The following is a 12,498-nucleotide window of genomic DNA, read 5'->3' on the forward strand; positions in this document are numbered from 1 at the left end:
AGCGCAACAGCTTCCTGGGCGAGAAGGCCCACCGAATCGGCAAGCAGGAAGGCCGTGAAGAAGGCCGCGAAGAAGGCCGTGAAGCAGGCCGTGAAGAAGGCCGGCGTGCGCAGCTTCAAGTGCTGCGCCGCGTGCTCGTCGACATCCTCGAGCTGCGCGGGTTCAAGGTCACCGCCGATCACCGCGCACGCCTTCAATCATGCGACTCCCTCGAGACCCTCGAGGCCTGGTACACAAAAGCCCGCACCCTCCCAACCCACGCCTCGGTCGAGCTGCTATTCGACGCCTGATTCGTCCAGCTTGGTCGTCACACGAATCCAGCGGGCCAGCTCCTCTAGCACCGCGGGTTCAATCGTCATCTCGATCATCGCGTACTCGTCAGGCGCCCCAGTGCGCGCCGGCTGAAACAGGTGGTTGAGCCCCGGCAAGAGCACGAACTCCGCCGCGGGGTTGTTAATCAGCGCAGCCTGGATCGGCGCCATGTTCTGCTCGACGTCAACCTGCAGGTCCATGTCGCCCGCCATGACCAACACCGGCAGCTTCAGCTTGGCGAGCACCGGCGCGGGATCCCACCCCAAGAAGTGCCGAAACCACGGGCTGTTGAGCGCGGTGATCTGGGCCTCGATCGTGGCGTCGAGCTGCTCCGGCGTGGGCTTTTCCGTGCTGGCCTGCTCGTCCACGGCGGCGCGCAGCAGCTTCTCGAGCGCGGCGGGGGCGGTCTCGATCGTGTTCGCCAACACGGCCGCGTGCAGCTTGCGTGCCTCGGCCTCCGCGATCGCAATCGATGCCTCGTCGGCCCCCGACGCGGCCAAGATCAACCGCTGCTGCCGAATGATCACCTCACTGCCGGTCACGCCCGTGCCCGCGAGCATCACGATGAAGTCAATCTGCTCGGGGTGCGCGGAGGCGACGAGCGGAGCGATGACCCCGCCTTCGCTGTGACCGATGAGCCCAACCCGGTCACCGTCGATCTCGGGCCGCGCGGCGACGGCCATCGCCGCCGCCCAGGTGTCGCTGGCAAAGTCCTCCAGCGTCGCGTTGCTCGGATCCCCGCGCGACTCGCCAAACCCGCGATCGTCGTAGCGCAGCACGGCGATCCCGTTGCGCGACAGATGATCGGCGATCACCCAAAACGGCTTGTGGTTGGCGATCGTCTCGTCCCGGTCTTGCAGCCCCGAGCCAGAGATCATCACCGCGACCGGGTGCGGCCCCGGACCCTCGGGGACCGTGAGCGTCGCGGCCAAGCTGACCCCCGGCGCCTCCGGGTTGGGGATCTCGAGCTGCTCGATCGCGTAGGGAAACGGCGGCTTGGGTGTCTGCGGGCGCGCGGGGTTGGCGATCGCCGCGAAGTCGTTCGCGTCCGTCGAGGTGATCGTGCACGGAATCTCGGCGCCGCCTTGCGAGAAGCTGCAGGTTGGCGCGGGGCCGGGAACGATCGTCCAGCTCGCGCCGACAGCCGCGAGCTGCACCTTCATGCTGCCGTCCGCGCCGACCACCGGCGGCCCCAGCGGCACACCCGAGACCATCTGCGCGGGAATCCACAGCTTGGCGAGCGCGAGTCCGTCGCCGTCGTCGTCGGCCTGGACCCACAGCGCCCACTCCAGCGTCTGCGCACCCGGGAGCGAGAGCTCGCCGACCCACTGCCCCAGCGTGGCATCGCCCTCGCTCTCAACCTGCGCGGGCGGCTCGTCACTGGGCTTGCTGCCTTCGGCTTTGGCGTCCGCGGGCTTGCCCTCGCGGGGCGGCTCTGACTTGCAGGACGCCAGGGCAAGAAGACCCATGAAGCACAGCGGGAGCAGCCTTCGCATCTGCAGTGGATACCGAGGCCGTGCACGACGCGCAACACCCGTGACCCGGCTTGCGGTGCGACCACGCAAATGTGGTATCCCGCCGGCATGGCCGAGCCCGAGCCCACCGGTGTGAGCCCCGATGCGTCCAAGGTCAGCGAAGCGCCGGCCAACACCCGCGCGTTCAAGTCGTGGGCGCTCGAGAACTCGCTCAAGCGCTACGGCGCGGACAAGTGGGGCCAGGGCTTCTTGTCGGTCAACAGCGAGGGCCACCTCGTGTTTCGAGCGCCCGGCCTCCCCGAGGTGGATCTGCACAAGCTGGTGTTGCTGCTGCGCGAGCGAGGCATCCACACGCCGGTCGTGGTCCGGTTCCCAAGCATGATCGTGGAGTCGATGCAGCGGCTCCACGATGCATTTATCCACGCCGCCGCCGAAGCGGAGTTCACGGGCGCGCACATTGGCATGTACCCGCTCAAGGTCAACCAACGCCGCAGCGTGGTCGAGACCGTCGTCGCGGCCCGCGAGCAGTGCAGCTACGGGCTCGAGGCCGGGTCCAAGCCCGAGCTGTTGATGGCGATGGCGCAGCCGGTCGTGCCGGGGACCCCGCTGATCTGCAACGGCTACAAGGACCGAGAGTTCATGCGCTTGGCCTACCACGCGGCGGAGCTCGGCCATGAGGTCGTGATCGTGCTCGAGAGCCTGCGGGAGGTCCGGCGCTTCCTCGATGTGGGTGAGGAGCAAGACTGGATGGCGACGCCGCTGATCGGCACCCGCGCCAAGCTCTACAGTCGTGGCAGCGGTCGCTGGCAGAGCTCTGGCGGCGAGCTGGCCAAGTTCGGCCTGACCACCAACGAGATCCTCGAGGTCGTGCGCCAGCTCGAAGAAGCAGGGCAGATCGACAAATTCGCGCTGCTGCACTTTCACATCGGCTCGCAGATCACCCAGATCAAGCGGATCAAGACGGCCGTGCGCGAGGGCGTACGGATCTGGTCGGCCCTGCGCCCGCGCTGTCCCGGGCTGCGCTACATCGACCTCGGCGGCGGCGTTGGCATTGACTACGACGGCAGCCGCACTTCGTATCCAAGCTCGGCCAACTACTCGGTCGAGGAGTACGCCAGCCAGGTCGTGTTCGAGATCAGCGAGGTCGTCACCGAGCTCGAGCTCCCGCCGCCAACGATCGTGACCGAGAGCGGCCGCGTGCTCACGGCCAAGCACGCGGTCTCGATCGCGGATCTGCGCGAGGTCCAAGGCGAGCTGCTGCCAGTCCCGGACCCGTCCGAGCACGAAGACCGACTGATCACCGAGCTGCGCGAGACCCTCAACGGGATCACCGTCAAGAACATCGAGGAGTACTTCCACGACGCCGTGGACTTTCGTGACGAGGCGCTGCAGCTGTTCTCGCGCGGGTATCTGAGCCTCGAGGACCGCGCCAGCGCCGAGGGCTTGTTTCACCGGGTCCGCCTGGCCTGCGAGCGGCTGCTGCCGCAGCTCGAGCACCCGCCCGAAGAGATCGTCAACTTCCTCAACCGCGCGCAGGTCAAGTACCTCGCCAATTTTTCGATCTTCCAGTCGCTGCCCGACACCTGGAGCATCGATCAAGTGTTCCCGGCGGCGCCGCTGTCAGGTCACGGCCACGTGCCGCGACTCAACGCAGAGATCGTCGACATCACCTGCGACAGCGACGGCTGCATCAAGACCTTCGCCCACCCAGACGACAACTTGAAGTCGCTGCCGCTGCACGAGCCACCCGCGCGCGGCGGCGAGCCCTACTTCTTGGGCTTCTTCATGACCGGGGCCTACCAAGACAGCCTGGCCAACGTCCACAACCTGTTTGGGCGGTGTCATGAGGTGATCGTGCGCCGGGCTGACGAAGAGGGCGTGATCATGGGCAGCCAAGGGATCGACTACGACGAGCACGTGTGGCTCGAGGTCAAGACCGGGTACTCCGTCCAGGATGTGCTTGGGGAGATGGACTATGACGTGGACTCGATCACCCAGCTGATCCGGGATCGGCACCTTGGAAAAGAGACGACCCTGGGCCAGCCCTGGGCGATGGGGGTGCTTCAAGAGTACCCCTACTTGGTGCGAACGTAGAGCTGTCAGTCCAGTTGGGCGAGCGCCGCGGCCAGCAGCTGATCTTCGTTGGCCCGGATGCCCGCGATCGTGGGCTCGGTCGGCACGCTCGGCGCCACGCCAACGCCCCACAGCTCGCCGCCGTCTTCACGGCGCAGCTCGCTGGCGGTGAAGCGCAGCTGCCAGCCGCCGGGCAGCCACAGCTGCGCGACTTCACCAAGATCACCGGCGCTGGTGCTGCCAATGATCGGCGCCCCGATCAGCTCGAAGCCAAGCAGCTCGAGCTCCGCGCGGCCGCGGGTGCGGCTGTCGGCGAGCACCACGACCGGGCAGCGGACGGTGGGTCCGTCTGGATCCACGCTGCGGGTGCCCGCGCGCTCGAGGGGCAGCTGCGCGTGATCGTTGGGACCCGCGGGGACCCGCTCGGTCGCGATCGTGCGGGGCTTGCCAACGAAGTGCGCCAGCAGTGACGCGCGGGGATCCGCGAGCTGCCCGCGAAGATCGATGATCACCCCCTTGGCCTTGCGAAGCCGCCGCGCGACGCTGCCCAGCCGCCGCGTCCGGGTTGGATCGACGTACCACAGGCCGTCCGCGAGCTGCTCGATCGCGGCCTCCGGTCGCGGATCCATGCGCTCCGCTCGGTCGCTGCGAACATCTGCGTGAGCGCTGGAGATGAGGTCCTGCTCGCCAGACTCACCCGCGCGCACGAGGCTGAGCTCGACCGTCGCGCCGCGCTCACGCCGATCGAACAGCCGCGCGACCGCCCGCTCGATCCCCGCGCTGGCGTTGGCGGCCGGCGTGCGGACCAACTCGGTCGCGATCAGCTCGTCGATCGCAACCCCATCGATCGCGGTCACGACATCACCAGGCCGAATCGAGTCCCACGCCGAGCCACACACGACAACGCGCTCTTCGACCCAGCGCAGCGACACCTGTGGGACCCAGCGCCGCGCGGCCTTGCCAGATTCGACGAGGACCTCGCCGTTGCCGTCGCCAAACTGCGCGAGCATCGACTCGAGGGTTGCGTGAAGCGTCAGCGGCGAGTCGTCCTCTGCGACCGCGCACATGGCCTCGATCAAGCGCTGGCGGGCGTCGGCGACCCGCGCGGCGTGGGGGTAGAAGTGGCGAAGCCCCGTCCAAGTCCGCATCACGACGAGCAGCCGCGTGGCCCGGTCTCGCAGGTCGTAGTCCCACGCGCGGCGCTCATCGAACACGGGCGCTGGCTCGAGCTCGCCAGACTCGGGCAGCGTGTGTCCGTTGCGAGTCCACAGCGCCGTGGGGACCAGGCTGCTGATCCCACGACCGAGCTCGAGCAGCGCAGGCGCACCCGGAGCGAGGGGCCGGTAGCTGTCGCCGTCGCAGCGCGAGCATGGCTGCGGTTCGTCACGCTTGCGCTTGGCGGGCGAGCACGAGGCTTTCGTCTGTGGTCGGCGTTGGATCCGACGCGCGCAGCCGGGATCGCTGGGTAGACCTTCGGCGTAGCCGCGGCGGTGCCACTGCGTGATCGTCAGATCTTCGCCTTCGGCGAACAGAGCATCGGACAGCGGCGGGCGATCCTCTCGCTCACTGGCGTCAGCCTCGGACTTGGGCGGCTCGGGCTTGGGCGCTTCGTCATCACCGGTCTCGCCCTCGTCACCGGTCTCGCCCTCGTCACCGGTCTCGCCCTCGTCACCGGTCTCGTCGTCATCACCGGTCTCGCCCTCGTCACCGGTCTCGCCCTCGTCACCGGTCTCGGCCTTCTCGGCCTTCTCAGCCTCCTCGGTCTTCTCTGCCTGCGCCGCCGTCTCCGCCTGCTCGGCCGCCGCGTCGCGCTCTTCCGCCTCGGCCTTCGCCGCGTCCTCGGCCGCCGCGTCGCGCTCTTCCGCCTCGGCCTTCGCCGCGTCCTCGGCTCGCTTGCGATCGCTCGCGCCCCCCGCCGTGGTCCGCGCAGGCGGTCCAGACCGTCCGGTCCCCAACCGGCCGTGGCTCTTGTCCGCTGGCGGTCGGGCCCGCTCGCTCGATACAGCGCCACTCTCCTCCCCCACCGCGTCTTCATCGCGACACGCCGGCTCATCGAGCGCCGCGTCCTCGGCTTGCTGGTCGAGCTTCACGCTTCGCCAGACCACCACGGTAGGGGCGACCTCGCCCATCAGCCCGCGCAACCCTTCGGCCAACTCGACGCGGCTGTTCGCGGCCTCGATCGCACGGATCCCAGCGAGCAACATCGGCTCCCATTCGCACGCCTGGGCCTCGTCACTGGGATGTAGCCAGCGGACAGCGCTGCCGAGCTCGGCCAGCGCGATGAGGTTTTCCGCGCCGCGCTGATGGAGCACCCGCGCGGACTCGGGGCCACTGTCGGGAAGCTGCGTGGGTTGTGGGCGTGCGCAAGCGGCCGCCAACGCCGTCGTGCTGGTCCACAGCCAGGTTCGACGCGAGATGGGGGGGCGACGCACCGCGGGATTGTCGTGGAAGACCCTGCCCGGAGCAACCGCGACCCCTTCACCTTTGCGCCAGAACCAGCGGCGGCATCACCGGGGCCGCGAAGCTTCATGTAGCCTAGTCGTCGCGCGCGGGGGCGTGGACAGATCAAGATGGGTGTACCGATCGACGGGTATTCGAGCGCGAAGCTGCTGCGATCGTCGCGACTCACCCGGACGTACGCAGCGACTCGAGCAGATGGCGTTGAAGTCGTCGCCAAGGTCTTCGACCTCGATCACGACGACAACGACGCGCGGGCAGCGTACGAGCTAGACAGGATCCGCCGCCTCGATCTCGACGGGGTCGTGCCCGCGATCGGGCTCGAGCGCGTCGATGATCAGCTGGTCGTGCTGTTCGAGCGCGTGTTGGGCAGCGACCTCGACGAGTTCTGCGACAAGCAGCCGCTCGCGCTCGACACCTTCATGCCGATCGCGCGCCGCTTGGTCGAGACCGTCGCGCGGATCCACGCGCACCACCTGATTCACGGCGACATCAAGCCCGCCAACGTGATCATCGACCAGGACGGCGGCGGCGTGTTCTTGGCGGAGCTTGGCATCTCGAGCTTGAGCGCGCGTGACCGTGACTTCGACGATCCGCGGACCTTGGCGCTCACGCTCCCGTACCTCTCGCCCGAGCACAGCGGGCGGACCCGCGACCGACTCGACGCACGCAGCGATCTCTACTCGCTCGGGGCAACCTTCTACGCGCTGCTGACGGGGAGCCCGCCGTTCGGGAGCGAGCGCGGTCTCGACTTGATCTACGCGCACTTGGCCGAGGCCCCCGAGCGGGTCCGGGTGCGTCAGCCGATGTTGCCCGAGTCGCTCTCGCGGGTGGTCATGAAGCTGCTGGAGAAGGCGCCCGAGCGTCGCTATCAGAGCGCCCACGGGCTGCTCCGCGATCTCGAGCGCGTCAAGCAGCTGCTGGACTCGGGCGACGGTGATCAGGTGTTCGAGCTGGGTCTCGACGACTGCCCCGGTCAGCTCAGGGCGCCCCGGCGCCTGCACGGACGCGAGCGAGAGCACGCTCTGTTGCTCGCCCAGCTCGACCACGCGAACCGCCAGACCAAGCCGCGCCTGATCCTGATCGGTGGTCCGCCGGGGATCGGCAAGTCGGCGCTGGCCAGCACGCTCGAGCCCGAGACCCTGCGTCGCCGCGGGCAAGTCGGCCGCGGACGGTTTGAGCTCAGCCGCCAGCGGTTCCCCTACTCGGGCTGGATTCAGGCGCTCGACGGCGTGCTCGAGCAGCTGCTCACCGGCTCGCGCGAGCAACTCGACGCGTGGCGCCACCGACTTGGCGCCCGGCTTGGCCGGCTCGCCTCGGTGCTCAGCGAGCTGCTCCCCAACCTCGAGTCGGTGCTCGGCGAGCTCGCGCCCGCGCCCCCGAGCGTCGGCGCCCGCGAGACCCAAAACCGGCTGCAGCTCGCGGTCGCACGCTTGCTCGCGGGCCTCAGCGCGGTCGGCCCGCTGACGCTGATCCTCGATGACCTCCACGCCGCCGACCAGAGCAGCCTCGAGCTGCTCTGGGCCCTGCTCGACGGCAGCGATTGTGGTGGGGTCTTGGTGCTCGGCACCTACCGCGTGGACCAGCTGGGAGCGCAACCCAGGCTCGCCGGGCTGTTCGACCGCCTGCAGCTCGACACCGGCTCGGCGCCGCGCTTCGATCAGCTGGCGGGGCGCAGGCTGGAGCTCCGACCCGTCCCGGATCAGGCAGTCGTGCAGATCATCCGCGATCTGCTTGGCGTCGAAGACCTCGAGCTCGCCGCCGAGGTCACGCGCAGGACCCACAACAACCCGCACTTCGTGCTGCAATTCCTCGAGCACCTCACGCGCACGGGCTTGCTGGCGCACCGCGGCGGGCGTTGGAGCTGGGACCGCGACGCGCTCGGCCAGGCCGAGCTCCCGAGTGACGCGCTCGAGATCGCCCGGGCGCGCGTCGACGGGCAGCTCGACCCAAGCTGTTGCGAGCTGCTGCGCGCGGCCGCCTGCATCGGCGCGTGCTTTGATCTGCGCAGCCTCGAGCTCACGACCCAGCGCGATCGGGGCGAGCTGCTGCCGCTGCTGTCGCAGCTCGTCGCCGAGGGGCTGATCGTCAGCGAGCGACATGGCTATCGGTTCAGCCACGAGGACCTGCATGCAGTCGCGGCCGCCGCCGTCCCCCCCGAAGCACGACGACAGATCCGCTGGAGGATCGGCAAGGCCGCCCTGGACCAGCTCGACAGCACCCCCGAGCAGATCCCCAGTAGCGAGACCCTGTACACCCTCGTGGATCACCTCGACGCCGGTCTGGATATCGACTCGCTGTCGCCCGGTGAGCGCGAGCGTGTGGCGCAGCTCAATCTCGAAGCGGGCCAGCGCGCCCTCGCGGCCGCATCACACGGGCCGGCGCTGCGCTACCTCGAGCTCGCGGCCACGTTGATCGCGGACCGGGTGGGCGAGCTCCGCGAGTGGGCGCGCGTGTCTCGAGGTCTGCGCGTGGGCGCGGCCGGGACCGCCCATGGTGGGCTGGTGTTCGAGATCCACTACGCCCGCGCAGAGGCGCTCTCGTTGATCGGCGAGCCAGACGCGGCCGAGGCCGCGTTCAACGAGCTGCTCGACTGGCCGCTGAGCATGGGCGATTACGGCCGCACGCTCGCGGGTCGCGTGAAGCTGTTGACCCTGCAAGAGCGCAGCGCCGAGGCGGTGGCCTTGGCCCACGTGGGTCTGCGCCGCTGCGGCTACAAAGTCAGCGACAAGCCCAGCGCGCTGGTGTTGCTGCTGGCGATCGGCCGGGCGTGGTTCAGCCTGCGACGACGCAGCACCGAGTCGCTGTTGTCGATGCCAAGCGCGACGGATCCAAGCGCGTGCGCGGCGATGGAGATCCTCGCGGCCACCGGCCCGGCCGCGTACGTGCGTGATCCCAAGCTGTTCATGCTGTTGAGCACCCACCACATGAAGTTGGTCTTGCGCCACGGCAACCACACGACGGCGCCGGTCGCCCTGGCTCAGGTCGCGCTGGCGATCGCCACCGTGTTGCGACGATCCCACGAGGCCGCGCGCCTGGCCGACACCGCGGTGGCCATGTGCGACGACATCGATCATCCAGACTCCGCGCGCGCCGAGGTCATCGCCAACATGGTCTGGCACTTGACGCGTCCGTTCGCGGGCACGCTCGCCCAGCTCGACGCCGCCTATCATCGCAACCTGGACTTTGGTGAGTTCGAGTTCGCCAGCTACCTCGCGTCGCTGAGCTTGAGCATGAACATCGAGACCGGCACCCACCTGCGCACGGTGATCGAGGTCTACCACCGACTCGAGCGCGACCTTGGCAACTGGGGGTCGGCCACGTTCAAGACGCTCGTGGGGCTCAACGGCGCGCTCGCGGCCGCGCTGGCCGGGGATCTGGACGCCGGCCTGGGTCAGATCGTCAACGACCGACGCGGCACCCCGCGGGTGTTGCCACTGGATCCCAAGTCGCTCGTCGAGCCCACGCAGATGGAGCTCTACACGACGACCATGGTCCGCGCGCTGTTTCACGTGATGATGAACGAGCACGAGCTCGGGCTGCAGCTGTTCGACCAGATCCCCGACTATGAGCGCGTGATGATGGGCTCGTGGTCGGTCCCACGGGCAGCCATGGGCCACGCCGTGGCCGCGGCTGCGTGCTACCCCAACGCGACGCCGGCGGAGCAGCGAAGGCTGCTGCGGGTGCTCGATCGCAAGCTCGCGCTGACCCGGCGCTGGGCCGCGAACAGCCCCGAGAACTATCAGCATCAATACGAGATCGTGGCCGCCGAGTACGAGCTGGTGCGCGGCCAGTTTCGGGCGGGGATCCTCGGCCTCGAGCGCGCCCGCGACCACGCCAAGCGTCAGTTCGCCGCCTACGCCGCCGCGCTCGCGTGCGAGCGGATGGCCGCACACATGCGCGCCAACGACATGCCAACCCTCGCTCGTGGTCCGCTGCGCGAGGCGTGGCTGATCTATCAGGGCTGGGGCGCGCGGGCCAAGCTGCGCCTGCTCGAGCACGAACAGTTTCAGACCGAGAACGATGGGATCAGCCGACGCGACAGCGCCGAGCTGCGCGCGGCTGTGTCCCCCCAGGCCCTGGGAAATGTGGCGATCGATCTCGAGACGGTGACCACGGCGCTCGCGGCGATCTCCGAAGAGCTGGACCCCGAGCTGTTGGTCTGCAAGATCCTCGAGGCCGCGATGACCCACGCTGGCGCGGATCATGGCGCGCTGCTGGTCGAGGGCGAGAACGGGCTGGCCTTGGCCTCGCTCGGCAGCACCGGCCGGCGTGTTCACGCGCTCTCGCCCCCGCTCGATCTAGACGGCGCCGAGGACATGTTGCCGATGACGCTGATCACCTTGGTCGTGCGCAGCGGCAAGGCGATCGTCGTCGACGACGCCCGGGCTGACGCTCGCTTCGCCCGAGATCCCTACGTCGAGCGAACCGGGCTGCGCTCGCTGCTGTGCATTCCGCTGGGCAAGCGGCGCCGCTCACTTGGCGCGTTGGTGCTCGAGAACCGGCGTCGCACGGGCCGCTTCAACGAGGATCGCCTGAGCGTGCTCGGCTTCGTCGCAACCCAAGCTGGCGGCGCGCTCGACAACGCCAACCTGTATCGGGCGTTGCGGCGCAGCGAGGTGCAGTGGCGATCGCTCGTGGACGGGGCCCCCGACCTGATCGCGCTGCTCGACGCCAACGGGGAGCTGAGCTTCGTCAATCGCTCGCTGCCGGGCTGGGTCGCTGGCCGCCGCCCGATCCTGAGCCCGAACTCGCTCGAGGCCTGGACCTACGCGATCGACGGCGCGCTGGACAACGCCCGCCGCAGCGCGCTCGAGATCGCCTTGATCCACAACGAAGACGATGGCCAGCTGCACTGGTACGACGCCCACGTCGCCCCGCTCGAGATCGAACACGAGCGGCGGCAGGTCATGGTCATCGCCACGGAGATCACCGAGCGCAAGCTCGCCGACGCGCGCCGGCTCGAGCTCGAGGGCCAGCTCCGGCAGCAGCAGCGCCTGGAGTCGCTGGGGACCCTCGCCAGCGGCGTGGCCCACGAGATCAACAACCCCGTGCAGGGGATCCTCAACTACGCCGAGCTGCTCGTCGACGTGCGCGAGCGGCCCGCGATGGTCGAGGAGTTCGCGGGCGAGATCTCGACCGAGGCCGAGCGCGTGGCCACGATCGTTCGCAGCCTGCTCGCGTTCTCACGCCGCGAGGCCACGCCCGAGCGGGTCCCAACCTCGATCACGGAGGTCGTCGACGGAACCCTCTCGCTGATCCAGAGCACGGTTCGCAAGCATCAGATCGAGCTCCAGCTGGAGATCTCCGAGGGCCTGCCGCAGGTGCGTTGTCACAGTCAGCAGATTCAGCAGATTCTGATGAACTTGGTCACCAACGCCCGCGACGCTCTCCATGATCGCTGGCCCGACGGGGGCCCCGAGAAGCTGCTGGTGATCCGCGCGGCAGCGGTGAAGCGAGGCGGGCGCGAGCTGGTGCGATTGTCGGTGATCGATCGCGGCGGAGGGATCCCCGATGCCGTTCGGGCGCATATCTTCGATCCCTTCTTCACCACCAAGGGGCGCGATCAGGGCACGGGGTTGGGCTTGTCTGTCAGCCACGGGATCGCGCTGGACCACGGCGGTGAGCTGATCGTCGAGAGCGAGCAAGGGGTCGGGACCAGCTTTCACCTCGAGCTACCGGCGTTGGCCGATGTCGATTGACATGACAGACAACAACGTCCGCGTTCAGCCCACGGACAACGGCCGCGGCGTGTTCGCGGCTCGGGATCTGCTCGCGGGCGAGGTCGTCGTGGTCGGTCGCTCGGCTGGGCCAGCGGCTGCGCGGGGCGTGCATACGATCCAAGTGGGGTTTGACGCGCACGTCGAGATTGCAGACCCCGCGCGGCTACTCAATCATTGTTGCGATCCGAACACGGGCGTTCGCGACAATGCGTTCGGTGCATATGACTTCATCGCGCTTCGTGCGATTGCGCGGAGCCAAGAGATCACCTTTGACTATGCAACGACAGAGTACGACGCGATCACCATGCCGCCGTGCATGTGTGGGGCGGGGATCTGTCGCGGTGAGATTCGTGGGTTTCGCTGGCTTCCGGCCCAGGACAAGCGCAGGTACGGCGTGTTCATCGCCGCCTACTTGCGCGCAGCGCCGCCGTTGGCCTCGACCACGAAGGGTGCTTAGA

The 12,498-nt window shown here is 68.6% G+C and carries 6 protein-coding genes; 4 read left to right on the plus strand and 2 right to left on the minus strand.

The genetic code is table 11. From position 1 onward, the window contains the following. A partial coding sequence (locus DB30_RS19520) for a hypothetical protein (protein WP_420870676.1) occupies positions 1-290 on the plus strand: 290 nt, incomplete at its 5' end. Here the strand turns inward: DB30_RS19520 and DB30_RS19525 are convergent. Further along, entirely contained in the window at positions 276-1,808 is a 1,533-nt protein-coding gene (locus tag DB30_RS19525) for an alpha/beta hydrolase family protein (protein ID WP_052551169.1), read from the minus strand. The two genes, DB30_RS19520 and DB30_RS19525, sit on opposite strands and share 15 nt — an antisense overlap. An 87-nt stretch (positions 1,809-1,895) precedes the next feature. Between DB30_RS19525 and speA the strand changes: the two genes are divergently transcribed. Further along, positions 1,896-3,881, plus strand: coding sequence for a biosynthetic arginine decarboxylase (gene speA, locus DB30_RS19530; protein WP_165703846.1), 1,986 nt, complete (start codon positions 1,896-1,898; stop codon positions 3,879-3,881). Between the two features lie 5 nt (positions 3,882-3,886). Here the strand turns inward: speA and DB30_RS19535 are convergent, their stop codons facing one another. Continuing rightward, the gene (locus DB30_RS19535; protein WP_052551173.1) at positions 3,887-6,292 is read right to left on the minus strand and encodes a S41 family peptidase; all 2,406 of its coding nucleotides are present in this window, start codon (positions 6,290-6,292) and stop codon (positions 3,887-3,889) included. A 138-nt stretch (positions 6,293-6,430) separates the two neighbouring features. Between DB30_RS19535 and DB30_RS19540 the strand changes: the two genes are divergently transcribed. Continuing rightward, positions 6,431-12,019: an AAA family ATPase gene (locus DB30_RS19540; RefSeq protein ID WP_052551175.1), complete on the plus strand. Its 5,589-nt coding sequence runs from the start codon at positions 6,431-6,433 to the stop codon at positions 12,017-12,019. 1 nt (position 12,020) lies between these two features. After that, positions 12,021-12,497, plus strand: a complete 477-nt coding sequence (locus DB30_RS19545; RefSeq protein ID WP_052551178.1) for an SET domain-containing protein-lysine N-methyltransferase — start codon at positions 12,021-12,023, stop codon at positions 12,495-12,497. Position 12,498: the final 1 nt, after the last annotated feature.

The organism is Enhygromyxa salina, from assembly GCF_000737335.2.
GTDB classification, from domain to species: Bacteria; Myxococcota_A; Polyangia; order Nannocystales; family Nannocystaceae; genus Plesiocystis; species Plesiocystis salina_C.

Bases quoted from the DNA above. Each gene is read 5' to 3' on its own strand.
- DB30_RS19525 (WP_052551169.1), bottom strand. From the start codon at position 1,808: ATGCGAAGGCTGCTCCCGCTGTGCTTCATGGGTCTTCTTGCCCTGGCG.
- speA (WP_165703846.1), top strand. From the start codon at position 1,896: ATGGCCGAGCCCGAGCCCACCGGTGTGAGCCCCGATGCGTCCAAGGTC.
- DB30_RS19540 (WP_052551175.1), top strand. From the start codon at position 6,431: ATGGGTGTACCGATCGACGGGTATTCGAGCGCGAAGCTGCTGCGATCG.
- DB30_RS19545 (WP_052551178.1), top strand. From the start codon at position 12,021: ATGACAGACAACAACGTCCGCGTTCAGCCCACGGACAACGGCCGCGGC.